Source organism: Pseudoxanthobacter soli DSM 19599, assembly GCF_900148505.1.
Classification (GTDB): domain Bacteria; phylum Pseudomonadota; class Alphaproteobacteria; order Rhizobiales; family Segnochrobactraceae; genus Pseudoxanthobacter; species Pseudoxanthobacter soli.
In genome coordinates, this window is record NZ_FRXO01000001.1 from 801,765 (window position 1) to 825,352 (window position 23,588).

28 protein-coding genes and 1 pseudogene are annotated in these 23,588 nt (G+C 63.9%); 11 read left to right on the forward strand and 18 right to left on the reverse strand.

Annotated elements, in window-relative coordinates:
- Nucleotides 1–182: 182 nt before the first annotated feature.
- Genes BUF17_RS03320 through trbG form a run of 3 tightly spaced genes read right to left on the reverse strand, consistent with a single transcriptional unit; the run spans nucleotide 183 to nucleotide 2,612 of the window.
- Nucleotides 183–431 carry a DUF2274 domain-containing protein gene (locus BUF17_RS03320; protein ID WP_073625723.1) on the reverse strand — a complete coding sequence of 83 codons (249 nt, stop codon included), beginning with the start codon at nucleotides 429–431 and terminating at the stop codon, nucleotides 183–185.
- Between the two features lies 1 nt (nucleotide 432).
- Nucleotides 433–1,656: a TraB/TrbI/VirB10 family type IV secretion system protein gene (locus BUF17_RS03325; protein ID WP_073625724.1), complete on the reverse strand. Its 1,224-nt coding sequence runs from the start codon at nucleotides 1,654–1,656 to the stop codon at nucleotides 433–435.
- Complete coding sequence (trbG, locus tag BUF17_RS03330; protein WP_073625725.1) at nucleotides 1,653–2,612, reverse strand: P-type conjugative transfer protein TrbG; 960 nt, start codon at nucleotides 2,610–2,612, stop codon at nucleotides 1,653–1,655. The genes BUF17_RS03325 and trbG overlap by 4 nt, the downstream gene beginning before the upstream one ends.
- A gap of 48 nt (nucleotides 2,613–2,660) precedes the next feature.
- On the opposite strand from trbG, the gene BUF17_RS03335 reads away from it, so the two are divergent.
- The gene (locus BUF17_RS03335) at nucleotides 2,661–3,038 is read left to right on the forward strand and encodes a nuclear transport factor 2 family protein (RefSeq protein WP_073625726.1); all 378 of its coding nucleotides are present in this window, start codon (nucleotides 2,661–2,663) and stop codon (nucleotides 3,036–3,038) included.
- A gap of 5 nt (nucleotides 3,039–3,043) precedes the next feature.
- On the opposite strand, the gene trbF is transcribed toward BUF17_RS03335, so the two are convergent.
- The 9 genes from trbF to BUF17_RS03380 all read right to left on the reverse strand — a co-directional run bounded on the left by trbF (nucleotide 3,044) and on the right by BUF17_RS03380 (nucleotide 10,820).
- Nucleotides 3,044–3,727, reverse strand: coding sequence for a conjugal transfer protein TrbF (gene trbF, locus BUF17_RS03340; protein WP_073625727.1), 684 nt, complete (start codon nucleotides 3,725–3,727; stop codon nucleotides 3,044–3,046).
- The gene (gene trbL / locus BUF17_RS03345; RefSeq protein WP_073625728.1) at nucleotides 3,727–5,052 is read right to left on the reverse strand and encodes a P-type conjugative transfer protein TrbL; all 1,326 of its coding nucleotides are present in this window, start codon (nucleotides 5,050–5,052) and stop codon (nucleotides 3,727–3,729) included. The genes trbF and trbL overlap by 1 nt, the downstream gene beginning before the upstream one ends.
- A 2-nt stretch (nucleotides 5,053–5,054) precedes the next feature.
- Nucleotides 5,055–5,324: a putative entry exclusion protein TrbK-alt gene (trbK-alt, locus tag BUF17_RS03350; RefSeq protein WP_073625729.1), complete on the reverse strand. Its 270-nt coding sequence runs from the start codon at nucleotides 5,322–5,324 to the stop codon at nucleotides 5,055–5,057.
- 10 nt (nucleotides 5,325–5,334) lie between these two features.
- The gene (gene trbJ, locus BUF17_RS03355) at nucleotides 5,335–6,093 is read right to left on the reverse strand and encodes a P-type conjugative transfer protein TrbJ (protein ID WP_073625730.1); all 759 of its coding nucleotides are present in this window, start codon (nucleotides 6,091–6,093) and stop codon (nucleotides 5,335–5,337) included.
- Complete coding sequence (trbE, locus tag BUF17_RS03360) at nucleotides 6,090–8,528, reverse strand: conjugal transfer protein TrbE (protein WP_073625731.1); 2,439 nt, start codon at nucleotides 8,526–8,528, stop codon at nucleotides 6,090–6,092. Before trbE ends, trbJ begins: the two co-directional genes overlap by 4 nt.
- Nucleotides 8,529–8,540: 12 nt before the next feature.
- The gene (locus BUF17_RS03365) at nucleotides 8,541–8,822 is read right to left on the reverse strand and encodes a VirB3 family type IV secretion system protein (protein WP_073625732.1); all 282 of its coding nucleotides are present in this window, start codon (nucleotides 8,820–8,822) and stop codon (nucleotides 8,541–8,543) included.
- A complete protein-coding gene (locus BUF17_RS03370) occupies nucleotides 8,822–9,103 on the reverse strand; it encodes a TrbC/VirB2 family type IV secretion system protein (RefSeq protein ID WP_244909415.1) in 282 nt (93 codons plus the stop codon). The genes BUF17_RS03365 and BUF17_RS03370 overlap by 1 nt, the downstream gene beginning before the upstream one ends.
- 47 nt (nucleotides 9,104–9,150) lie before the next feature.
- Nucleotides 9,151–10,158 carry a P-type conjugative transfer ATPase TrbB gene (gene trbB / locus BUF17_RS03375; protein WP_073625734.1) on the reverse strand — a complete coding sequence of 336 codons (1,008 nt, stop codon included), beginning with the start codon at nucleotides 10,156–10,158 and terminating at the stop codon, nucleotides 9,151–9,153.
- Nucleotides 10,159–10,325: 167 nt separating this feature from the next.
- Nucleotides 10,326–10,820, reverse strand: coding sequence for an Rrf2 family transcriptional regulator (locus BUF17_RS03380; protein ID WP_073625735.1), 495 nt, complete (start codon nucleotides 10,818–10,820; stop codon nucleotides 10,326–10,328).
- Between the two features lie 94 nt (nucleotides 10,821–10,914).
- On the opposite strand from BUF17_RS03380, the gene BUF17_RS03385 reads away from it, so the two are divergent.
- The 4 genes and pseudogenes from BUF17_RS03385 (at nucleotide 10,915) to BUF17_RS03395 (ending at nucleotide 13,012) form a co-directional block, all read left to right on the forward strand.
- On the forward strand, nucleotides 10,915–11,382 hold the full coding sequence (locus tag BUF17_RS03385) for a carboxymuconolactone decarboxylase family protein (protein WP_073625736.1): 468 nt from the start codon (nucleotides 10,915–10,917) through the stop codon (nucleotides 11,380–11,382).
- Nucleotides 11,383–11,442: 60 nt separating this feature from the next.
- Nucleotides 11,443–11,580, forward strand: a pseudogene (locus BUF17_RS23485) (MerR family DNA-binding transcriptional regulator); the annotation flags it as partial.
- A 45-nt stretch (nucleotides 11,581–11,625) separates the two neighbouring features.
- Nucleotides 11,626–11,901: a MerR family transcriptional regulator gene (locus BUF17_RS23490; protein ID WP_428977623.1), complete on the forward strand. Its 276-nt coding sequence runs from the start codon at nucleotides 11,626–11,628 to the stop codon at nucleotides 11,899–11,901.
- Entirely contained in the window at nucleotides 11,825–13,012 is a 1,188-nt protein-coding gene (locus BUF17_RS03395) for an MFS transporter (RefSeq protein WP_073625738.1), read from the forward strand. Before BUF17_RS23490 ends, BUF17_RS03395 begins: the two co-directional genes overlap by 77 nt.
- On the opposite strand, the gene BUF17_RS03400 is transcribed toward BUF17_RS03395, so the two are convergent.
- The 3 genes from BUF17_RS03400 to BUF17_RS03410 form a co-directional block, all read right to left on the reverse strand.
- On the reverse strand, nucleotides 13,009–13,446 hold the full coding sequence (locus BUF17_RS03400) for a ribbon-helix-helix domain-containing protein (RefSeq protein WP_073626033.1): 438 nt from the start codon (nucleotides 13,444–13,446) through the stop codon (nucleotides 13,009–13,011). The genes BUF17_RS03395 and BUF17_RS03400 overlap by 4 nt on opposite strands.
- An 8-nt stretch (nucleotides 13,447–13,454) precedes the next feature.
- Nucleotides 13,455–15,446, reverse strand: coding sequence for a conjugal transfer protein TraG (locus BUF17_RS03405; RefSeq protein WP_073625739.1), 1,992 nt, complete (start codon nucleotides 15,444–15,446; stop codon nucleotides 13,455–13,457).
- A gap of 116 nt (nucleotides 15,447–15,562) precedes the next feature.
- Nucleotides 15,563–15,862 (reverse strand): DNA -binding domain-containing protein, encoded by a 300-nt coding sequence (locus BUF17_RS03410; protein ID WP_073625740.1) that lies wholly within the window; start codon nucleotides 15,860–15,862, stop codon nucleotides 15,563–15,565.
- 209 nt (nucleotides 15,863–16,071) lie between these two features.
- Between BUF17_RS03410 and BUF17_RS03415 the strand changes: the two genes are divergently transcribed.
- Nucleotides 16,072–16,293 (forward strand): helix-turn-helix domain-containing protein, encoded by a 222-nt coding sequence (locus BUF17_RS03415; RefSeq protein WP_073625741.1) that lies wholly within the window; start codon nucleotides 16,072–16,074, stop codon nucleotides 16,291–16,293.
- On the opposite strand, the gene BUF17_RS03420 is transcribed toward BUF17_RS03415, so the two are convergent.
- Together BUF17_RS03420 and BUF17_RS03425 are read right to left on the reverse strand one after the other, a co-directional pair.
- The gene (locus BUF17_RS03420; protein WP_244530740.1) at nucleotides 16,276–17,163 is read right to left on the reverse strand and encodes a LysR family transcriptional regulator; all 888 of its coding nucleotides are present in this window, start codon (nucleotides 17,161–17,163) and stop codon (nucleotides 16,276–16,278) included. The two genes, BUF17_RS03415 and BUF17_RS03420, sit on opposite strands and share 18 nt — an antisense overlap.
- Before the next feature lie 17 nt (nucleotides 17,164–17,180).
- Nucleotides 17,181–18,467 (reverse strand): MFS transporter, encoded by a 1,287-nt coding sequence (locus BUF17_RS03425; RefSeq protein WP_244530741.1) that lies wholly within the window; start codon nucleotides 18,465–18,467, stop codon nucleotides 17,181–17,183.
- 102 nt (nucleotides 18,468–18,569) lie between these two features.
- Between BUF17_RS03425 and BUF17_RS03430 the strand changes: the two genes are divergently transcribed.
- Nucleotides 18,570–19,157 carry a TetR/AcrR family transcriptional regulator gene (locus BUF17_RS03430; RefSeq protein WP_073625743.1) on the forward strand — a complete coding sequence of 196 codons (588 nt, stop codon included), beginning with the start codon at nucleotides 18,570–18,572 and terminating at the stop codon, nucleotides 19,155–19,157.
- 26 nt (nucleotides 19,158–19,183) lie between these two features.
- Here the strand turns inward: BUF17_RS03430 and gstA are convergent, their stop codons facing one another.
- Nucleotides 19,184–19,801, reverse strand: a complete 618-nt coding sequence (gene gstA, locus BUF17_RS03435; protein WP_073626035.1) for a glutathione transferase GstA — start codon at nucleotides 19,799–19,801, stop codon at nucleotides 19,184–19,186.
- A gap of 101 nt (nucleotides 19,802–19,902) precedes the next feature.
- Here gstA and BUF17_RS03440 point away from each other — a divergent pair, with 101 nt between their 5' ends.
- The 4 genes from BUF17_RS03440 to BUF17_RS03455 all read left to right on the forward strand — a co-directional run bounded on the left by BUF17_RS03440 (nucleotide 19,903) and on the right by BUF17_RS03455 (nucleotide 23,507).
- Nucleotides 19,903–20,781, forward strand: coding sequence for a LysR family transcriptional regulator (locus tag BUF17_RS03440; protein ID WP_073625744.1), 879 nt, complete (start codon nucleotides 19,903–19,905; stop codon nucleotides 20,779–20,781).
- 227 nt (nucleotides 20,782–21,008) lie between these two features.
- Nucleotides 21,009–21,938 carry a LysR substrate-binding domain-containing protein gene (locus BUF17_RS03445; protein WP_073625745.1) on the forward strand — a complete coding sequence of 310 codons (930 nt, stop codon included), beginning with the start codon at nucleotides 21,009–21,011 and terminating at the stop codon, nucleotides 21,936–21,938.
- A gap of 63 nt (nucleotides 21,939–22,001) precedes the next feature.
- Nucleotides 22,002–23,012 carry an aldo/keto reductase gene (locus BUF17_RS03450; RefSeq protein WP_073625746.1) on the forward strand — a complete coding sequence of 337 codons (1,011 nt, stop codon included), beginning with the start codon at nucleotides 22,002–22,004 and terminating at the stop codon, nucleotides 23,010–23,012.
- A 159-nt stretch (nucleotides 23,013–23,171) separates the two neighbouring features.
- The gene (locus BUF17_RS03455; RefSeq protein ID WP_073625747.1) at nucleotides 23,172–23,507 is read left to right on the forward strand and encodes an NIPSNAP family protein; all 336 of its coding nucleotides are present in this window, start codon (nucleotides 23,172–23,174) and stop codon (nucleotides 23,505–23,507) included.
- Nucleotides 23,508–23,588: the final 81 nt, after the last annotated feature.

Genomic DNA, 23,588 nt, shown 5'->3' on the forward strand with positions numbered 1-23,588 from the left:
TGATGCACTTTTCACCAGTACGCACCCGGGACCATTCGGCACGGGCTGACCAAGGTGTCGTGAAGAAACACTAAGGATGAAAGTGTGCGTATCGTCGTCGTCAGGAATATAGCGGCCGGGCGCGCGCTTGTGGCAAAGGGCCTTATGTTAGGTTCTTTTCCGAAACCAATAGCTGCGATGGCTCAGGGATCCACTTTTTTGTTAACGGAGATATGGTTTCCCCGCCGCGCCTTTGCAAATCCCCGGTCTGTGGCGATAAACCGTTCCAGCATGGGCACGATCAGGCGAACGGGATCGGCGGCGACTTGTCCTCCTTCCCGTCCGAGGATTTCGGCATAGGAGATCAGGTCTCGATGCAGGCTGGCGGGCAGCTCAAGCGTGACCTTCACCGGCTTGTCGTCGGCGATCGGACCGAGTTTCAGCTTTGCCATGTCAGCCTCCGTAGGGCTCAAGCACGAGATCGCGGGTGACGATCACGCGGACCGGGAAACCCGGCCGGATGGTGAGCGTCGGCGCGATGTTGAGCTGGCGTTGCACGATCTGCTGGCCGGTCTGGTTGATGCTATCGGACGCGCCGTTGCGCAGGGCGCGGATAATGTCGCTGTCATTGTTCGATGATCCAGATTGAGCGCCAACGCTGAGCAGCGTCGACAGCGCCGCGGCCTTGAACAGCTCGCCCCAGTGGTAATCGACGCCATCTTCGAGCCCGGCATAGCCCTCGGCGTCTGCACCTGGCTGGCGCTCCAACACGATCGAGCGGCCATTGGGGAAGATCAACCGGTTCCACACGAGCAGCACGCGGCGCTGACCGAAGCCAACGCCGTTGTCGTACTGACCGATGATCCGCGTGCCCTGCGGCACGAGCAGGATGCGCCCGGTGGGGCCATCATAGACGTTATCCGTGACCTGAGCAGTGATCTGGCCCGGAAGATCGGAGCGGATGCCGGTGATGAGTGCCGCCGCGATGACCGCCCCCGCCTGAAGCACATTGGCCGACGCAGGCGCGGTGACGCGATCGGGAGAGACGGTGCGCTTGTCGGGTGCCTGATTGAGGAACGCGAGCTGGCGATCCTGCGCGGAAGGCGTCGCCGGCTGTGGTGCGAGCCCGAGGCTGGCGAGGTCCGTCTGCGGCGAGACCGTCGCTTGCGGCTGTGGGACAGCGGCGTTGGCTGGCCGCGTCTCGGTCGAAGCAAAGAGGCGCGCCGTTCGAGCGGCCTCCAACTCCTGGATACGGCGCTGCTCTTCCTGACTGATCCCCGGATTGGGCGTCGCAATCCCCGGCGTCGGCACCGGCTGTCCGGCATTCTGGGCGCTGAGGATCGGGCGACCGAGGTCGCCGGGTAGCGGCGGGCCGAGCTTCGGAATACCGGCATAGTCCTTCGGCAGGCCGGCGAGCCCATCCGGCGTCGCCCTATTGTCGGTCGAATAGAGCTCCTCGTTCGCTTTGCCGCCGTGCCGGGTTTGGAGTGCGTAGATCAGGGTACCGCCGATGCCGGTGCCGGCGAGCAGGCCAAGGGCGATCAGCACCTTTCTCGACAGGCGCGTCACGCGCGGTGGTTCGGGGCGCAGCCGCATCGGCGCGACCGGCTCTCCGGTCAGCGGCCGGGCATCGTCGTCCGCGTCCGGCTTCTGACGATCGGGGGCAATCTCGCTCACGACGCCGGCCTCCCATCGGTTCGGGAGATGCGAACGCGCTTCTGATCCTTCGCCGCGCCGAAGCGTAACTCGGCGGCGGCAAACAGCCGGTCGACGATCATGTAGTTGTCGCGAACGCGATAATTCACCAGTTCCGAGGTATCACCCTCCGGACCGACGACGAAGAGTGGCGGCATCTCGCCCTGGCCGATGCCGCGCGGGAACTCGATGAACACCTGCTTACCGTCGTCGAAGGCGCGGAGCGGCCTCCACGGTGCGCGGTCGCCGGTCACCTCGTAGCGGAAGTTGACGCGCGTGAGATCGATGCCGGTCGCCACGGGCTGGATGGCCTGCGCCTCGGCGTTCTGGCGGCGCAGCGCAATGAGCTGGTCCTGTGGATACTGCCAGGAGACCGAGGCCATATAGGTCTTCTCGGTTGAGCGCAGCTCCATGTGGTAGGTGCGCGCGTTGGTGTTGATGACAAGGTTGGTCATCAGTTCGGGCCGGGTCGGCTTGACGAGAATATGAACCTGCTTTGTCGTTCCGGCGCCGCTCTCGGTGTCGCCGATGATCCAGCGCACCGTGTCGCCGGCGGCGACGGGACCTGAGCCCACCAGAGTTTCGCCGGGCTGCAAGGCGATGTCGGTGATCTGGCCGGGCGCGGTGTAGACTTGATAGAGCGCGCCATCGACGAAGGGGTAGACCTGGATGGCGTTGATGAAGCCGTTCCGGACCGGCTGCATCCGCGCGGCGGCGTTGGCCTCATTCACCCGCGCGGTGGGGTCCGGCAGTTCGGGCGTCGGTTTGCCATCTTTGCCGACGGGCTTCAATTGGCCGGGCAACGGCAAGGGCTTCGGCAATTCCACCACTCGGACAGGCGCCGGCGGATCGGTGGCGATGACGGCCGGCGCCGCATCGTCGTAGGATATCTCGGGCGGCGGCACATGCACAGCGCAAGCGCTTAGTGCAAGTGTCAAACAACCGAGATAAAGTGCCCTGCAAAGTAATTCGCCGGAGAACCTGTGATGAACGAAATCCCCGCGGTCGTTTCCGACTATATTTCTGCATACAACGATCTCGACGTTGCCGGCATGATCCGTTGCCTGTCGGACGACGTGCATTTCGTGAATAAGTCCGGTGACGACATCTCGGCGGAAACGCAAGGGGTCGCGGCTTTCCGTGAACTTGCGCTGCAAGGCGTTGCGATCTTCACTCAGCGAAAACAGACGATCACCAACGCCATCGCCTGCGGTGGGCATGTCACGCTGGAGATCGATTACAGCGCCACGGTCGCGGGCGATCTGCCGAATGGCTGGAAGGCCGGACAGACTATCGCCATACGGGGTGTTTCCGTCTTTTCCTTGAAGGGCGGCAAGATCGCCGAGCTTGTCGACATCAGTTGAGGGGGTCACGATCCAAGCTCCTTCGACCAGTTGATGGCGGTGACGTAGATTCCGAGCGGGTTGGCCCGCAGCTTTTCGGCGTCGCGCGGCACCTGCACGACGACAGTCAGGATGGCGGTCCAGCGCTCGGTGGAGGCGAGCGAGCCGTCCTGATAGGTCCGCTGGACCCAGGCGACGCGGAAACTGTCGGGCGACGCGCGGATGACACTCGAGACATCGACGGCGATCTGCGTCTTGCCGACCTTGGTGAAGGGGTCGTTGGCGCGGGCGTAGTCGTTGAGCGCCAGCGCGCCAGCCTGCGTGGTGAAGTCGTAGGCCCTGAGCCAGTTCTGACGGACGATGATCGCGTCAGCCGGGATCGAGCGAACCTCTTCGATGAAGCGCGCGAGATGGAAGGCGGTCTGCGGATCGGTTGGCCGATAATCGGCGGTTGCCGGCGCGACGGCCTGCGCCTGACCGAGTTTGTCGACCTGCACCACCCACGGCACGACCGAGCCGCTCAGCGATTGCCAGACCAAGGCGGCGGAGAGACCCGCCGACAAGGCCAGCGATCCGAAAGCCATCAGGCGCCAGTTCTTCGCCTGCACACGAGCGGAGCCGATGCGATCATCCCAGACCTGCGCGGCGCGTTGATAGGGCGTCTCGGGTTCGGGAGATTTGCCATAGTGGGTGGACGGTCGTTTGAACATCAGCGGTCGCTTTCGGAGAGATGGACGGACGAGCCGCCGCCATGGCTGTCACCGGATTTGACCGCATGGGCGGCGGCCTGGACGCCGTGCGACATCGCCTGCGAGCGCTTCATGCGCTTGGCCCAGGCGGGCGGACCGTCGGTGGTTGCAGATGAGGATGCGGCAGCATCCGATGGAGCGCCGTCGCCGGTGACCGATCGGCCGCCCGCCTCGAAGCTGTCCTTCATCGACGCGGCGGCGCGCCTGAACGGGCTGGCGATGGCAGAGCCGAGTTTGGAGGCGCCGGTGCCGGCGACATTGCCGAGACCCGCTGCGACTCCTGTCGCGCCGGTGTGTCCGGCGGCACCGAGGCTGTAGGCTGACGATGCTCCCCCTGCGAGCGCCGCCCCACCACGTGCCGCTGCGGCGGCACCTCCCGCCAATGCCGCACCACCGGAGGCGGCGGCACCGACCGCCGCAGCACCCGCCATCGCCATGCCGCCGGCGGCGAGTCCGGTTCCGATCGCCGCGCCAGCACCGAGTTGCGGCCCTCCCGAGACGAGACCGTTGGCGATGCCGGGGCCGAAGATGCCGAGACCGAGCAGCGACAGCGCCGCCAGCACGATCGCCATAGCGTCGTCGATCGTCGGCGTCGCTCCGTTGAAACCGGCGGTGAACTCGGAGAACAGTGTCGAGCCGATGCCGATGATGACGGCGAGCACCATCACCTTGATGCCCGACGAGATCACGTTGCCGAGCACCCGCTCGGCCATGAAGGCGGATTTGCCGAAGAGGCCGAAGGGTATCAGCACGAAGCCGGCGAGCGTCGTCAGCTTGAACTCGATCAGGGTGACGAAGAGCTGGACGGCGAGGATGAAGAAGGCGAGCAGGATCAGCGCCCAGGCGAACAGCAGACAGGCGATCTGGATGAAGTTCTCGAAGAACGACACCCAGCCCATCAGGTCGGAAATGGAGTCGAGCAGCGGCCGGCCCGCATCAAGGCCGGTCTGCGCCACCTTGCCGGGACGCATGAGATGGCTGACCGAGAAGCCGGTGCCGGACGCCTTCAGGCCCAACCCTGCGAAGCTCTCGAAGACGATGCGCGCGAGGTTGTTCCAGTTGCCGATGATGTAGGCGAAGACGCCGACGAATAGGGTCTTCTTGATCAGCCGAGCGATGATGTCGTTGTCGGCGCCCCACGACCAGAACAGTGCGGCCAGCGTCACGTCGATGACGATCAACGTCGTGGCGATGAACGCCACCTCTCCCTGCAACAGGCCGAAACCGCTGTCGATGTAGCGGGTGAAGACCTCCAGGAAATGATCGATGACGCCGGAGCCACCCATGGTCAATGCGCCTCCGGTGACGTGGTGCCGAGGAACCGGTCGCGGTTCTCGGCCCAGGCCTTGAGGCAGCTTGCATCACGGCTGGCGGCCTCGCCCATGTCGCGGCAATGCCGGAGCGTGGCGCGCAGCGATCCGGGATCACCGACGTGAGGACGGCTGACGGTGCGGATCTCCGTCGTTTCTTCCTTGCGGGTCAGCTCGATCACCGAGGCGGTGATCGCCACCGCGACGAAGGCGACGACACCGAGGCGTGCGAGGGTCTTGCCGTCCATCGCCGCCCCCTCAGTTGCTGCCGTAGAACATCTTGGCCGAACCGGGCTGGTAGCCCGTGCCCGGCGTCAGGAAGCGCCGGCGCTGTTCGCGCCCCTGCTCGGCCGCGGCCGCCCGCTCGGCATCGCTGAGCGCTTGCGCCCGGCCGTTGGCGGCGACCACGGCCGTGAGGTCAGCGAGCTGCTGCGCCTGGAGCGCGAGAAGCTGATTGCCGGCCTGTGTCGCCTGGAGCGCGCCGGTCGCTGACTGGCTGGCTCCAACCAGCGACGACATCTGCGCACGATTGGTGTCGATGTTGCCGACGACGCCGGCCTGCACGCGCATGGCATCCTGCAGACCGCCGACGGTGTTCTGCCAGCGCGAGCGGGCATCGGCGACGAGTTGCTGGTCCGACGCCGACATCGAAGCGGTCGAATATTTCTGCTGGAAGGCCCGGTCGATCTGCTGGACGTCGTAGGCGATGTTCTGCGCCTGCCCCAGAAGCTGCTGCGTGCGCTGCACGGACTGCTGAAGCTGCTGGAGCGACGAATACGGCAGGCTCACCAGATTGCGGGCCTGATTGATCAGCATCTGCGCTTCGTTCTGCAGCGAGGTGATCTGATTGGTGATCTGCTGGAGCGCGCGGGCAGCCTGAAGGACGTTCTGCGCATAGTTCGACGGGTCGAAGACGATGATGGCGTGCGCGGGCATCGGCAGCATCGGCGCGATGGCGACTGAGGCGGAAAGCAAGGCAGCGACGAAGCGCGCCGCGCACGAACGGCGCAGGGTCATGGACGTGTCTCCAGATTGGTGAGGTCGGGAATGAGGTCGGCGGCCCAGCCGGCACCGCGATGGCGCAACCAGGCATCGAGGAAGCCGTCACGGCCATGTTCGGCGACGATCTTCGCGATAGCCGCCTGATCGGTCTTCGAGGACGCGGCGCAGAGCGCCAGCGCCACGTCCGACAGACCCAGCTCGAACAGCCGGTTGCCGCGCCGGGACTGGCAGTAGTAGTCGCGCTTGGGCATGGCCCGCGCGATGATCTCGATCTGGCGGTCGTTGAGACCGAAACGGCGATAGATGGCTGTGATCTGCGGCTCGATCGCCCGTTCGTTTGGCAGCAGAAGCCGTGTCTGACAGCTCTCGATGATGGCGGGCGCGATGGTACTCCCGTCGATATCGGAGAGCGACTGTGTGGCGAAGATGACGCTGGCGTTCTTCTTCCGGAGCGTCTTCAGCCACTCCCGGAGCTGGCCGGCGAAGCCCTCGTCGTCGAGCGCCAGCCAGCCCTCATCGACGATGATGAGCGTTGGCGAGCCGTCGAGCCGGTCTTCGATCCGGTGAAAGAGATAGGCGAGCACGGCGGGCGCAGCTTCGGTGCCGATCAGCCCTTCGGTCTCGAAGGCTTGGCAACTGGCCGTGCCGAGATGCTCGTGCTCGGCATCGAGCAACCGGCCCCATGCGCCGCCGATGCAGTACGGGCGGAGCGCCTGTTTCAGGTCGTTCGATTGCAGCAGGACGCAGAGGCCGGTGATGGTGCGTTCCTCGACTGGCGCGGAGGCGAGTGGGGTCAACGCCGTCCAGATATGTTCTTTGACCTCCGGGGTGATGGCGACGCCTTCGCGGATGAGGATGGCGACGATCCAGTCCCCGGCCCAGGCGCGCTGGGCGGTCTCCTCGATGCGCGCGAGTGGCTGCAGGCTGACAGAGGTCTCAGAGCTGTCGGTCAGCCCACCACCGAGATCGTGCCAGTCGCCCCGCATCGCGAGCGCGGCGGCGCGGATCGAACCGCCGAAGTCGAAGGCGAAGACCTGAGCCCCGGCATAACGGCGGAACTGCAGGGCCATCAGTGCCAGCAACACGGATTTGCCGGCGCCGGTCGGACCAACAACCAGTGTGTGGCCGACATCGCCGACATGAAGGGAAAACCGGAACGGGGTCGAGCCTTCGGTCTTGCCGAACAGCAAGGGGGCGGCGCCAAAGTGCTCGTCCCGTTCCGGCCCCGCCCACACGGCACTGAGGGGGATCATGTGGGCGAGATTGAGCGTGGAAATCGGTGGCTGCCGGACGTTGGCATAGACATGCCCCGGCAGACTGCCGAGCCATGCGTCCACGGCGTTGATCGTCTCCACCATCGCGGTGAAGTCGCGGCCCTGGATGACCTTTTCGACCAGCCGCAGCTTCTCGTCGGCAGCGCGCGGATCGGTGTCCCACACCGTCACCGTGGCGGTGACGTAGGCGATGCCGGCATAGTCGGCGCCGAGTTCCTGAAGCGCGAGATCGGCGTCCGCCGCCTTGTTCGAGGCATCCGTGTCCACCAGCACGGATTGCTCGTTGGTCATCACCTCCTTGAGGATCGCGGCGATCGACTTGCGCTTGGCGAACCATTGCCGCCTGATCTTCGTCAGCAACTTCGTCGCATCGGTCTTGTCGAGCAGGATGGCGCGAGTGGACCAGCGATAGTGAAAGGCGAGCCGGTTCAGTTCGTCGAGCAGGCCCGGTGTCGTCGCTGTCGGAAAGCCGGTGATGGTCAGAACGCGCAGGTGCTGCGCTCCCAGCCGCGGCTCCAGCCCGCCGGTGAGCGGCTGATCGGCCAAGAGCGCGTCGAGATACATCGGCGTCTCGGGAACGCGGACGCGATGCCGGTGCGTGGAGACACAGCCGTGCAGATAGGTTAGCGTCTCGCCGTCATCGAGCCAGCGGCACTCCGGCATGAAGGCTTCGATGAGACGCAGCAGCCGGTCGGTGCGGTCGGCAAAACCGGCCATCACCTCGTGCGCGTCGATGCCGGTCTTCTCGCGGCCTTCGTAGAGCCATGTCTCGGCGCGCGCGGCGTCCTCGGCCGGCGGCAGATAGGCGAAGGTCAGGAAGTAGCTGGACTCGAAGTGTGCTCCCGCTTCTTCGAAGTCGGCTTTCCGCTCGGCATCGACCAGCGCCGAGGCAGCATCGGAAAAGCGGCTCGCGGGATAGACGCCCGCTGCATGGCGTTGCGCCTCGACGAAGATCGCCCAACCGCTGCCGAGACGGCGGAAGGCATTGTTGAGGCGGCCTGCGACGGCGACCAACTCGGCGGGCACAGCCGAGTCAAGATCGGGACCACGGAAGCCTGCAGTGCGTTGGAAACTGCCGTCCTTGTTGAGCACGATGCCAGGGCCGACCAAGGCCGCCCAGGGGAGAAAATCGGCGAGACGTCGATTGCGGTTGCGATATTCGGCGAGGTTCATCATGGCCGCGTCCCCTCAGACCGAAAGGTGCGCAGATATGCGCAGATGGCGGCGGCCGACCTCGACGAACAGCGGGTCGCGCTTTGCCGCCCACACCGCCGCGAAGTGCCCGATCGCCCAGATGGCGATGCCGACCAGCCAGAGACGCAGACCAAGGCCCACCGCGCCGGCGAGCGTGCCATTCATGATGGCGATGGCACGCGGCGCGCCGCCGAGTAGGATCGGCTCGGTCAACGCTCGGTGAACCGGCACAGTGAAGCCCGGCACTTCGCCGCTCTGATCGCCGACGCCCGCCATCAGACCAACGCTCCGCCGCCGAACGAGAAGAAGCTGAGGAAGAACGAACTGGCGGCAAACGCGATCGACAGGCCGAAGACGATCTGGATCAGGCGGCGGAAGCCGCCCGAGGTGTCGCCGAAAGCCAGCGCCAAGCCCGTGGTGATGATGATGATCACGGCGATGATCTTGGCGACCGGACCTTCGATCGACTGAAGGATCTGCTGCAGCGGCTGTTCCCACGGCATTGATGAGCCGGAGGCATAGGCGGGTGCCGTCACCGCCACGCTGAGCGCGACGATGGAGACGGTTAGGGCGAAACGTTGGCGCGCGAGGCGTGCGACTTGGATCACGGAGTTTCTCCTTCCGGGTTGGTGCGGATCGCGTTCGATGCGCCGTCGACGGCGGGCACGACGCGGTAATCGCCGTCCGGGCCAAGGCCATCGACACGGGCGAGTTCGGCGAGCCGGCGCGCGGCACCACGGCCGGACAGGACGGCCACGAGATCGATGGTCTCGGCGATCAGCGCGCGCGGAACGGTGACGACGGCTTCCTGGATGAGTTGTTCCATCCGCCTCAGTGCGCCGATGGCGCTGCCGGCGTGGATGGTGCCGACGCCGCCCGGATGGCCGGTACCCCAAGCCTTCAGAAGGTCGAGCGCCTCCGCGCCGCGCACCTCCCCGACCGGGATACGGTCCGGGCGCAGGCGTAGGGATGAGCGGACAAGATCGGAGAGTGAGGCGACGCCATCCTTCGTCCGCATCGCGACGAGGTTCGGCGCGGCGCATTGCAGCTCGCGTGTATCCTCGATGATGACGACGCGATCGGAAGTCTTCGCGACCTCCGCCAACAGCGCGTTGGTCAACGTCGTCTTGCCGGTCGAGGTGCCGCCCGCGACGAGGATGTTGGCGCGGGATGCGACGCCCTGGCGAAGCGCTTCGGCCTGTGCAGCGGACATGGTCCCGGCACGGACGTAATCGTCGAGCGTGAACACGGCGACGGCGGGTTTGCGGATGGCGAAAGCGGGAGCCGCGACCACCGGCGGCAACAGCCCCTCGAACCGTTCGCCGGTCTCCGGCAGTTCGGCCGAAACGCGCGGGCGACCAGCATGAACCTCGGCGCCGACGTGGTGCGCGACGAGGCGCACGATGCGCTCGCCATCTGCCGGCGACAGATGCTCGCCGGTGTCCGACAGTCCTTCAGAGAGCCGATCGATCCAGATGCGCCCGTCCGGGTTCAGCATCACCTCGACGACGGACACATCTTCCAGAAGGCGGGCGATGGCGGGGCCAAGCGCCGTGCGCAGCATCCGCGCGCCGCGAGCCAAGCCTTCCGTATTGTGATGCGAAACCGCCATCTGATCCCCGATCTCGCCGGGGAGAAGTCAGACGGTCCCCAGACGGGGTCGATTAAAAGAGCCGGAAATTGGGCTGATTCAACAAGGTTTTGATGACGTGCGGCCTTGGCGAAGAAAAGGCGGTGATTGGCGGGATTGGTTATTCGCTGTCGGCCGGCCGATATCGCTCAGCGCTGTGCGTTCTCGACGTAGGTCGCCACCGCCTTCTTGTTGTGCGCGTCGATCAATTGGGCTCCGTCGGCAACGAGATCGGCAAGGGTTTGCTGTTGCAGGGCAGTCCGCCAAGCCTCCTCGGCGGCGATCATGCGGGTCTTGATGAAGCAATCGGCCTTGTAGGCGCACGGGTCCTTCGCCTTGCCGGGACCACGCCGGCGGATTTCGCGGCAGACGAAGGCGGGCTCCCGCCCGTCGATCGCTTCTACGATGTCGAGCAACGTGATGCGCTCCGGGTCGCGCGCCAGTCGATAGCCGCCGCGCGGCCCCGGCACGGCATCGATGACGGAAGCCGCAGCGAGCGCCCGCAAATGCTTCAGAAGATAGGTTTCCGAAACGCCGTGCAATTCGGCGAGACTCTTGCCCGGAAGCACTTTGCCCTCCCGCAATCCGGCCAGCACCAAGGCACAGTGCAGCGCCGCCTCCACCCCGTCGCTCATGCGCCGCATCGCCCTCTCCCGTTCCGTTCTTGGATTGCGTCCTAATCATGGATATATATTATCCATGATTATCAGCCAACCCCTCTCGCTACCGGAGGCACCCATGCACCCCAGACTGAACATCGCCGCGCTGGCACCCGAACTCTATCAGGCGGTCCGCACCCTCGACGGCGCCGTGACCAAGTCGGGCCTCGACAAGCGCACGCTTCATCTCGTCAAGCTGCGCGCCTCGCAGATCAACGGTTGCGCCTACTGCGTCGACCTGCATGTGAAGGACGCTCTGGCGGACGGGATGGACGCCCAATTGCTGCATCTCGTCGCCGTCTGGCGCGAGTCCCCGTTCTTCGACGCGCGCGATCGGGCGATCCTCGAATGGACCGAGAGCGTGACCCTCGCCGCCGCGACGGGCATTCCCGACGCCGCCTTTGAAACCGTCCGCGCCATCTTCTCGGAAGCCGACATCGCCAAGCTGACGATCGCCATCGGAACCATCAACATCTGGAACCGCATCGCGGTCAGTTCCCGCATGCAGCACCCGGTCGGCACGGAAAAGAACGCGGTTGCTCCTTGATCGATTTGCCCTTGACCCTGACATTGATGTCAGGGGTTACGAGATGCAGCAGGAGGGCGGATGAAGATCGGAGACGTTGCAAAAAGGACGGGGGCGAGCGTGCGCTCTATCCGTCACTACGAGAAGGTCGGCCTGATCCGCGCCACCCGCGAGGAGAACGGCTATCGCGATTTCGACGAAGCCGATGTGCTTCTGGTGCGCCGCATCGGCCGGATGATCCGACTCGGCTTCACCACCGAGGAAATCGCAACCTTTCTCAATTGCATCGTCGACGATCCCGCCACGGTCACCGCCTGTCCGAAGGTGGCCGCTGCGCATCGGTTGAAGCTCGCGGCGATCGAACGGCAGATGACCGATCTCGAAACCCGTCGCCAGAAGCTTCTCATCACCCTGAAAGCTGCCTCCGGTCAGGACGACATCAGCGTACCGGAGACGCTTGCCTATGCCGAAACCAGCCCCATCGCCCTCGCTCATCCTCGCCACCCTGGCGCTCGCGGTCTATTTCGTCGGCGCGGTTGAATTCATGCTCGCGCCGATGCTGACGCCGCTGGCGTCGGCCTTCGCCGCGAAACCCGCCGATATCGCCTGGCTCGTCTCTGCCTATGCGGTGTCCTATGCCGTGCTCGCGCCGCTCATCGGCCTCCTCAGCGACCGGATCGGCCGCCGCCGCCTGCTCCTGCCGGCATTGGCGCTCTTTGCCGCCGATGCGCTGGCCGTCGCCTTCGCACCCTCGCTCACCTTCGCGATCATCGCCCGCATTCTCGGTGGCGGAGCGGGCGCGGCCCTGACGCCGACCGCCTTCGCCCTCATCGCCGAGACCGTTCCCGAGGAACGCCAAGCCGGCGCCATGGGCCTCGTCCTCTTCGGTCTGACCCTCGGCATTGCCACCGGACCGACCTTCGCGGGGCTGCTCACCGATACCTTCGATTGGCAAGCGCCGTTCATCGCCGTCGCCTGCGGCTGCCTCGCCGTTCTCGTGCTGGCCGCGCGCATTCTGCCTCCCTCCGTGGCGCGGCAGGGCCGATCGCTCAAAGCCTCTGCGGCGCGCCTGCTCGACGGCGCTATTCTCCGGCCCAATCTCTGCAAAGGATTCTGGCTCGGCGCGACCATTGCCGGCTTCCTGATCTCCGGTGAGGTGCTGCGCAACCGCTACGGTCTTTCGACCAGCATGGTCGGGCTCTCGGTCACCGCCTTCGGGGTCGGTCTCGCGGCCGGCAATCTCGCCATCGGGCGCTTCACCATCTGGGCCGGAAGGCCAGAGACTGTCCTCGTCTTCGCCATCGCTCTCATCTTCGTAGCGCAGAGCACCTTCCTGGCGACCAACCCGAGCCTCGGTTTGGCAATCGGGCTACTGGCTCTCTGGGGTTTTGCATCAGGCCTCGCCGCACCGGCCAACACCGCCATTCAAGCGAGCCGGGCCGGCTCGGACGCCGGCTTCGTGCTGGCGTCGTCAGAATCGATGAACAACGGCGCGCTGCTTGTGCTGGCACCGATCGTCGCGGGGTGGGTTGGACGGGGCGACACCGTCGGCACGGCCATCCTGCTCGGCGTCTGCACGCTTGCAGCGCTCGGCGTCAATCTCGCCGACCGACGATCCCAACCGAAGGCTCTTCCATGTGAGGCGAATTAGGCTCTCGCGTTCGTCTCCTCTTGGTTCGCATCGACATCGCGGGACAGCTCCTTCAAGAACCGATCCCCTGTCGCCAGTCGCCTCCCAAGAGTTTGCACGAAGCTCTCGAAGCGCTCTGCGCCTTTCGCCCTCGCCGATGCCTGCGCGCTGTCGGGCAGCGGCGGCGTGATGGTCAGCCAGAAGCGAATGAACAGCGAGAGCGTTTCGCCGACAATGGCTATGTCTTCATCGAGTCCATCGATCTGTCGGCCGATGCCATCCATGCGGCGCGCGAACACGGCCTCAAGTCGCTCGGACGCATCCGCCGACAGGAAGGAGGCGACGGCGGCTTCAATGACGGCGGATTTGGAGATGTTGCGACGGAGCGCCAGCGCCTCGACCTTCTTCAGAAGTTCCGGCTCGAAATAGACATTCATGCGGGTCTTGGTCTGCATGGCCATCCTCACAGTTCGAGGCCATCAGCCGGGTCCATCGTTGCCTGCCGGGCATTCGATGTGACCTGCTGGCGCAAGCGGCTGGCCCGGGCGGCGTCCACATCGGGATCGTCGTCGAGAACATCGAACTCACTGAGGGGTGATCGCTCGGGTGGCGCGATCTCCTCATGTTCCGGCAATTCCGGCTCGCGGCGAATGCCGGCATTGGCCGGATCGAAGCTCACACCATTCCCGTTGTCGGATGTTGCTCCAGCCGATGCCGCCGGGATCGCCAGCGTCGACCAATCATCCACGGACTGCGCTGCCGGCGCGGACGCTGTCGGCGCCTTCGGCGGCGGCAAGATGCGTTCCTTGAAACGAGCATCCTCGTAGTAGCGCGCCTTCTTTGCCCGCACGGGCGGCACACCTGCGACCAGCAGCAATTCGTCGGCGGGCGGGAGCTGCATCACCTCTCCGGGGGTGAGCAGCGGCCGCGCCGTCTCCTGCCGCGACACCATGAGATGGCCGAGCCAGGGCGACAGCCGGTGGCCGGCATAGTTGGTGGAATCGCGCATCTCGGTCGCGGTGCCGAGGGCGTCCGACACGCGCTTGGCGGTGCGCTCGTCGTTGGTGGCGAAGGCGACGCGCACATGACAGTTGTCGAGCACGCTGTTGTTCGCGCCGTAAGCCTTTTCGATCTGATTGAGGCTCTGGGCAATCAGGAAGGACTTGATGCCGTAGCCCGCCATGAAGGCGAGTGCGCTCTCGAAGAAGTCGAGACGGCCGAGCGCCGGAAACTCGTCCAGCATCAACAGGAGGCGATGCCGGTTGGCGGAGGTCTTCAGGTCTTCGGTCAGACGACGCCCGACCTGATTGAGCAGTAAGCGGATCAGCGGTTTGGTGCGGTTGATGTCGGAGGGCGGGACCACGAGGTAGAGACTGACCGGCTTCTTACCCGCGACCAGATCGGCGATGCGCCAGTCGCACCGTGCCGTCACCTTCGCCACCACGGGATCGCGATAGAGGCCGAGAAACGACATGGCGGTGGAGAGCACGCCTGACCGCTCGTTGTCGCTCTTGTTGAGAAGCTCGCGGGCCGAAGACGCGATGACCGGGTGAACGCCGGCCTTGCCAAGGTGCGGCGTGCTCATCATCGCGCGCAGTGTTGCCTCCACCGGCCGCTTCGGATCGGAGAGGAAGTTGGCGACACCGGCCAGCGTCTTGTCCGGCTCCGCGTAGAGAACATGCAGGATGGCGCCGACCAGCAGCGAATGGCTGGTCTTTTCCCAATGGTTGCGCTTGTCGAGTGCGCCTTCTGGATCGACGAGGATGTCTGCGATGTTCTGCACGTCGCGGACTTCCTTGTCGCCGCGCCGCACCTCCAGCAGCGGATTGTACGCCGCCGACGCCGGATCGGTCGGATCGAACAGCAGCACGCGGCCATGCTTCGATCGGAAGCCGGCGGTCAGGCCCCAGTTCTCGCCCTTGATGTCGTGGATGATCGCGCTGCCCGGCCAGGTCAGCAGCGTCGGCACGACAAGGCCAACGCCCTTGCCCGATCGTGTCGGGGCGAAGCACAGGACGTGCTCGGGACCATCGTGGCGGAGATAGTCGCCGTCGAGCCGACCGAGCAGCACACCATCGAGGCCGAGCAGACCGGCGGCCTTGATCTCTTGCGCGTCGGCCCAGCGTGCCGAGCCGTAGGTGGCGACGTTCTTCGCCTCCCGCGCGCGGATCACCGATAGTGAAATCGCGACGACGATCGCGACCAACGCACCCGATACCGCGATACCAGCGCCCTCGATGAAGATCGCGGGCGCATAGGCGTCGTAGCAATACCACCACCAGAAGAAGAGCGGCGGATAGTAGACCGGCCAGCCCGCCGCCACGAACCACGGCCCGCCGAGCTGTCCCTGAAAGCCGAGCCGCCACGCCGTCCATTGCGTCGCGCACCAGATCGCGGTGAGCACGATCACGAGAACGATGGCGACTTGTCCCCACAGGACGCGGCTTCCGGACATAGGGGCTCCAATCGGCAAAAGAGACGGAGCCGATCAGAGAATAGCCGTGCCAACCAGAAGCAACAGAAAATCCGAAACACCGGGGTTTCGGATACAGTGGCGAAGAAAAAGGACGGTTAGTGCCGGGCCGTTCTCGCCTCGGCCGCTGCCTGCTCCAATATCTTGCGATAGCCGGTCTTCATCATCCACCGCGCGCGGGCAAGGTGGCTTTCCCAGCAGGTCCGTGCTCGACCCGATTCCGATTTCGGATCGCGGTGCAAAACGATGCGAGCCGCCTCTGTCCAGTCGGCTCCATCTATCTCAGCATCGAGCAATCGCAGATACGTGACGAAGTGTCGTTCGTCGTAGACCGTGATCTCCGGCTCGCTGGGAGCGAAATCGTCGACATCGGGATCGAGTTCGGGGCGTATCCGCATCGGAGGGCGCTCCTTTCGACAGTACGGCGGCTCGCAATGATTAGTTCAACAGCTCTTCAATTTTGAGACAAACAGCTTGGTGAACCACGGCTCTCAGCAGCAGCGGACTGGAATTCACCGTTGCGCCGAGGGGATCTATAACACGTTTCAGCACGAATCGGAATGATCGTTCCTGGAACGATCATTCCGACGCAGGCTCTCATTTCGCCATGGATCTCAAGGAGGTTATGGCGGTCAATCTGCGTCGGCTGCGCCATGACAAGCAAATGACGCAGGAAGAGTTGGCCGACCAGTCCGGCTTGAGCGCGCGCTATATTGGCGCAATCGAGCGCGCCGACGTTTCCGCCAGCGTCACGGTTCTTGGGCAGATTGCTGAGGCGCTTGGAATTGAGCCGGGTGAGCTTTTGAAGGAATCAGCCAGATCGCGCTGATTTGCTCATCTCGGTAGCAAGATCGAGCAGATGCCTGAGGGCTGGACCGCGATTGTGCGGCGACCAGACCGCGCTGAATCTGGCCCGATCCGGCTCATCAGCGACAGGCCGGAACACGACGCCGGGAAACGGGACGTGCGACGCGGCCTCGCTCGTCAGCGTGATCCCCTCGCCATCTGCAACCATGTGCATCAGCGTGTCTCGACCGACATCGCACCGACGAATGCGGGGCGACTTCTCTCGCTCGACGAGTCTGCGAACGATATGGTCCAGGACTTGGGGACCGGCGCCGCTTTGCCGGACAAGGAAGGTGTCTGCGGCGAGGTCTTCCCACATGAGATGGTCCGCACTCGCCAATGAATGGCCCTGCGGTAGCACGGCTATCACGGCTTCGGACCAGAGCTGCCGTGAATGGCAGTCGGGCACTTCTACGGCACCTACCACGAAGGCGATGTCGAGCTTGGCTTCGCGGACCTGACGTATGATCTCGTCCGAACGCCCCTCGAAGATGTCGAGTTCGATCTCCGGATGCTCGTCGCGATACCGGCGGCGCAGATCGGCCAGGAAGCCCGAAGCGATCGAAGACAGGAGTCCGATCGACAGATGACCAATCGTGCCGTTCAAAACCGCCCCTGCGGTCTTGATTGCAAGATCAAGGTGGCCAATCCCGGCGGCTATCTCCGTGATGAAACTGCGGCCGGCGTCGGTCAGGCGGACGCCACGGTGGCGGCGCTCGAATAGAACAACACCGAGATCCTCTTCCAACGTCTTGATCCTGGTGCTCACGCTCGACTGACTGACGCCGAGAGCATTCGCCGCGTGTCGGAAATTCAGATATTCGGCCACGGACAGCGTCTGGATCAGCGCCACGAGGGGGATACGGCCTCTCAACAACGCATTCTGTTGATCGGTAACCTCCTGGCCATTGTGCGCTCGTCGCCGCATCGCGCCTCCGATCTCGCTAAGCGCTCATCGATCGGACGCGGCGAGGTGCAAAGGCTCAACAGACCGAACAGGGCGAGCGCGAAGCCGACCCATAGCGGCGCGGTGAGGCCATAGCCTGCATTGATCCCGACGCCCCCCGCCCACGCACCGAGGGCGAGGCCGGCGGTGATGGCTGAGGTATGGACCGTGTTCACCAGCGGCCCCGGATGCGCGATCCGCATCACGCGCGCGACCATTGCCGGATTCATCGGTACCCCAACAATGCCGATAACCAGAAAGGCCGAGACAGCAAGGTAACTGTTGGCTGCAAAGACGGCGAAGGTCATCAGTGCCAACGCAAGGGCAGTCAGTCCGCCGAGGAGGATCGGGATCGTATGACGGTCGGCGAAACGCCCAACGACAAGATTGCCGACGACATTGGCTCCGCCATAGGCAGCAAGCAGCGTCGGTATTGTCGCCGGTGACAGTTTCGCCATGTCGATGAAGAGCGGCACCGCGTAGCTGAAAGCTGCAAAAGTCGCGCCGATGATGAGGCCGCTCGTCGCATAGGCCGCCCAAAGGCGGCCTCTCCTCAACGCGTCGAGTTCCGTGCTGAGACCATTCTCGATATGGCTCTTCGAGACGGGAACGAAAACGGCAACCAGAGCTGCGGCCAGAATGGCGAGGACGGCAACGCTCCAAAAACTCGACCGCCATCCGAAGCCCTGCTCGATGGCCGTGGTCACCGGCAGACCGAAGACCGGCGCGAGCATGAGTCCGCCGAGCATGATGGATGCCGCACGCCCTCTCTCCTGTGGCGTCACCAAGTCCGCGGCAATCGCCAGTGCCACGCCGAAGCAGGCGGAACTGGCCGCGCCAGTCACGATCCGCGCGATCGCCATGACGCCGTAACCTGGTGCGAGAGCCGCAAGCACTCCGCCCATGACATAGAGGCCGAGCAAAACGAGAAGCGCCGGCTTGTTCGGCGCGTTGAGGCGGAGGAGCAACGCCGTCACCAGCGGGCCGCCGATCGCCATGCCGAGGGCATAGAGCGAGATCAGATAGCCGATCTCGGCCACCGAAACAGCGAAAGCCGCCGACAGGGCCGGCATCATGCCGGCGACCATGAACTCCGAGGTAGTGAGCGCGAAGATCGTCAGCCCGAGGAGATAGACGACCGACGGCATTCCCGCCTGCCCCTGCGTGCGATCTCGGCTTGATGCTGGATTGGCGTCTCTCACCTCACCCATGGCCCTCGCTCCATTTCTATAGTCGAAATTATAGAAATGACTATCGTGCTTGCCCGAGTGGGTCAATTGATTTATATAAATCTGACTACAGAAAGGATTTCCATGGCACTCCGTGGCCGCCCCCGCAGCTTCGATCGCGATCTCGCCCTCGAAAAGGTGATGGAGGTGTTTTGGGCCAAGGGCTACGAAGGTGCGCAACTCAACGACCTGACGGCCGCAATCGGCGTGACGCCGCCAAGCTTCTATGCGGCGTTTGGCACGAAGGAAGTGGCGTTTCGGGAAGCGGTTGACCTCTACGTCGCAACGGTCGGCTCGGTACCCATGCGAGCGCTCGAAGAAGCGGGCACTGTCCGCCACGGTATTCGAGCCATGCTGGCGGGCAGCATCGACGTTGCCCTGTCGACCAAGCCGGGCGGGTGTCTGCTGATCCTCGGCGTCGTCAACTGTTTGCCGGAGAACCTGCCGGTGCGCGAGCATCTGTTCCAGGCACGCCGCAAGACGGTCGAGTTGATCGCGGCACGTCTTGAACGCGGTACGCGCGAGGGGGAGCTGCCGATGGGCACGAACGTCGCGCAGCTCGCGGCCTTCTATCACGGCATTCTGCAGGCCATCTCCTTCCAGGCACGGGATGGCGCGACGCGAGCGGAACTGGAGGCCCTGATCGAGCCGGCCCTGGCCGTGTTGAAGTAACCGGAACCAGCGTCCCATTTCCTCCTCTATGCCGCCGGAGACGTCTCGGCCTCCCGTGCCAAAGCAGCTTGGACAGATGCCCGCGCGCCGATCCGCTGCATGTAGTGCGTGGTCGCCGGCCAACGGCCGATGTCGATCGAAAAACCCTTCATCCAGCCGAGCACGGTGAAGAGATAGGCGTCGGCGACCGTGAAACCGTCCCCCACAAGATAATCCCGCGATGTGAGGTTTACCTCGATGAAGTCGAGGCGCCGGAACAGCCGATCCCGGAAGATCGCCTGCACATCTTCCGGCAACGCTCGATTGAACAGCGGGCTCGATCCGGAATGGATTTCGCTGGTGATGAAGTTGAGCCATTCCTGCAGCCGAACCCGCGCCAGCGTACCGGCAGCCGGAGCCAATCCCACCTCCGGCATCAGGTCGGCCAAATACTGAACGATGGCCGGTCCTTCGGTCAGAACCTCGCCGGTATCGAGTTCGAGCGCCGCGACATAGCCCTTTGGATTGACGGCGAGGAAGTCCTCTCCCGTGGATGTGCGTTTGGTCCGATTGTTCACGCGGACGAGCTCGTAGGGCATTCCGAGTTCCTGAAGCACGATGTGCGGCGAGAGCGAACAGGTGTCGGGGGCGAAATAGAGCTTCATCGTCGGGACCTCGCGGAGGGGATAGATCGCCGCCCACATTGGCAGGTCCCGTGATATAATAAAAATTACTCGCATATTTCTCTGATATAAGTTCACCTACTATGAACCTGACCCAACTCCAGAGCCTGATCGCCGTCTCCGAGGCCGGCAGCTTCACCGCAGCAGCGGATAAGCTCGGCGTCACCCAATCGGGGATGAGCCAAGCCCTGGCCGCGCTCGAAGAGAACTTGGGGGTGAAGCTGCTCGTCCGGCAACCGCGGGGCGTCGCGTTGACCGCCTTCGGAGAGCGCGCGCTCGACCATGCGCGAACAGCCCTTTCGCATCTGGAGGCGATCGAAAGGGAGGCAATGGCGCTGATCGGCGAAGAGACCGGCGCCATACGTCTGGCGGGCTTCCCGAGCGTATTCGCCACGGTCCTTCCGCCTTTGCTTCGGCGTTTTCGCACGCTCCATCCGGGCATCGATCTCGTGCCGCTCGAAACCGACGACCTGGAAGTGGAGGCATGGCTCGCGGCAGGATCGATCGACCTCGGCGTCGTTCTCAACCCGTCTTCGGCCAGAAAAGCCGTTCCACTCGGACGGGATGCCTGGGTTCCCATCCTGCCGGCGGCGCATCCCCTGTCGCGGCGCACGTCGCTGTCGTTGGCCGAACTGGCGGCAGCACCCTTCGTCCTCGCCACCGGCGGGTGCCATACGAACGCCCGCTCGCTTGCCGACGCGGCTGGATTGACGCTCCAGAACGTTGAGATCGAGGTCCGCGACTGGTCGAGCGCGCTTGCCCTGGTTCGGGAGGGCGCGGGTGTCAGCCTCGTGCCGGAATCCACGTTGCCGGAACAGCGGCGCGGCTTGCGGGTTTCGAAGCTCGCATCACCGTTGCATCGCGAGTTCGGACTCGTTGCCTCGCCAGTGCGGCGGCTCTCGCGGGCCGGAAACCTGTTCGTCGAGATGGCACGTCGCTCGTCCGTCCCGTCCTTGGCATAGCGTAGGACGCGAGGACCGGTCGGCCGCCGGTCTCTCTGTTTGGCGACATGCCCGCTGTTGTTTCCTTTCATGACGCTTCTTAATTCCACGCATTATCCATCAATACTTCTGCGTTACCGCGCCGCCCTCGTTGGAATGACCTCCCATCTGTCACCCTCGATACCGCCGGACAGCGAATGAGATGTCAAATATTGAGAAGAGACCAAAATGATATATATTGCGTATCAATGATCGAGACACGTCTGCTCCGACAGTTCATCGCCGTGGCCGAGGAGCTGCATTTCCATCGTGCAGCCGAGCGATTGCACATGGCGCAGCCGCCGCTCAGCCAAGCCATCCGGAAGCTGGAGGACGAGCTGGGTCTGCTCCTGTTCGAACGCAGCAACCGAAACGTCGCGTTGACGGCCGCCGGGGCATCCTTCCTGGAAACCGCGCGCTGCGCTCTGCTGCAATTGGAGGATGGCGTCGAGCAAGCCCGGCGGGTTGCCGCCGGCGTCGCAGGCCGCCTCACCGTCACGTTTATCGACACCGCGCATTTTGACATGATGCCGTTGGTCGTCCGGACTTTCCGCCACCAATTCCCGAATGTGGAGTTGCGTCTGCAGGAGGCGACCACTACGGCGCAGGTGGATGCGATACGCACGGGGATTGCCGATATCGGCTTCATGCGGTGGCCCGGCATCGTCATTCCGGATCTGACATTCGAGCGTGTCGCGCAGGAGCCGGTGGTTGTTGCCCTGCCCGAAGATCATCCCTTGGCGAAAGCCGCCACGGTCACGCTCGCGGACTTGGCCCCGGACGATTTTGTTGCCACACCTCGTGCTGAAGGGCCGGGCCTCCATGATCAGCTCATTGGTCTTTGCCGACTGGCTGGATTTTCGCCTCGGATCGCGCAGGAAGCTCGCCAAATGCAGACCGCCGTGGGGCTGGTGGCCGTGGGGCTGGGCGTTGCGTTGGTGCCGGATTCGCTCGCGCGAGGGCAAAGGAACGGCGTTGTATTCCGCCCAATCGCAGTCGACGCGCCTCCCGAGATGACGGTCATGGACGTGGTTGTCGGGTGGGACGCATCAAAGCGGTCGCCTGTTCGCGACGGCTTCCTTGCGACGACACGGCAAGTCGCATCTTACGATATGCAAAACATATCATTCGATCATTAATCAGATATTTTACATCTCACAGTGCCGCAAAGATAATCGCTCCCGACACAATGGGAGTGCGGCATGGAGTACCGGCGCCTTGGCCGATCTGGCCTCAAACTGTCGGCCCTTTCCTATGGCAGCTGGGTGACCTTCGGGACTGCGCTGGACGATGCAGGTGCCCGTGATTGTCTTGCGCTGGCTTATGAGAGGGGGGTCAATTTCTTCGACAGCGCTGAGGTCTATCTCGGCGGGGAAGCCGAGCGCATGCTCGGCCGGGCCATCAAGGCGCTGGGCTGGCCACGGGATTCATTCTGTGTTTCCAGCAAGGTCCTCTATGGAACGGGGGACAATCACGATCCCGCCGAGACCGCCCGGCCAACCCAGCAAGGGCTGAGCCGGAAGCACATCATCGAAGCCTGTGAACAAGCCTTACAGCGCTTTGGTCTCGACTATCTCGACCTCTACCTCTGCCATCGGCCTGATCCCGACATGTCTTTGCCGGAGATTGCGTTCACGATGGACAGCCTCATCCGGCAGGGGAAAGTCCTCTATTGGGGAACGTCGGAATGGCCTGCCTCGGATATCGAGGCGCTGATCGCCTTTGCCGACCGGAACCACCTCATCCCGCCGCAGGTTGAGCAGCCCCAATACAATTTGTTCCATCGCGCCCGCGTGGAGCAGGAGTATCGGTCTATCGCCGAGACACACGGTGTTGGCTTGACCACATGGTCGCCGTTGGCCTCCGGTGTTCTCGCGGGACGCTATGATGATGGCATCCCACCCGGATCACGGCTGACGGCGGCAGGCTTTTCCTGGCTCTCGGATTTCGTCTTTGCCGGACGGCAGGAGGAGATGCGCGCGGCGGCGCGGCGCCTTCAAGGCATTGCCGCCGATCTCGGCAGCTCTCGCGCCCAGCTCGCCATCGCCTGGTGTCTGGCCAACCCGTCGGTGAGCACGGTGATCCTCGGCGCTTCGAGCAACGCCCAGCTCGCACACAACCTCGCGGCGATTGAGTTCGTGGAGAAGCTTACGCCGGAGATTCGCGAGAGCATTTCGCAGGCCATGAGTTTCAAGCCCGATCGACCAATATGAAGACGGGAATCGAAGGAAAGATCAATGCCATCAAACGAGATCATTCGTCGAAGGACGTTTATCGGGGCCTCAATGGGAGTAGTTCTACTCAATGGATCCGGGATTGCCACTGCAAAAGCCGAGCAGACGAGCAATCAAGCCCCAGACGGAAGAGAAAACATGATGCATCAATTGCGCATCTACGAGATATTCGAGCACAACAAGGCCGCCTTCCACGCCCGGTTTCGAGATCACGCGGTGCGCATCATGAAACGTCACAGCTTCAATATTCTAATCATGTGGGAGGCCCGGACGAGGGACCGGACGGAGTTCGTTTATCTCCTCGAATGGCCCGACGAAGCCGCCTTGACCGAGCGATGGGCCTCGTTCATGGCAGACCAAGAATGGTCGGGCATAAAGGAGCGTACCGCGGCGGAGCACGGCAAGTTGGCTGGAGAAATACAGAGCCGCGTTCTCCGCCGAACTGACTACTCACTGCAGCTTTGTTCGACTTAATTAGCTGCTCCGAGGGCTTTGGAGAGAGGCTTCCGGCGGATTGCGCGGCTATCTCCGACTTTTGATTTTCTTCGATACCGT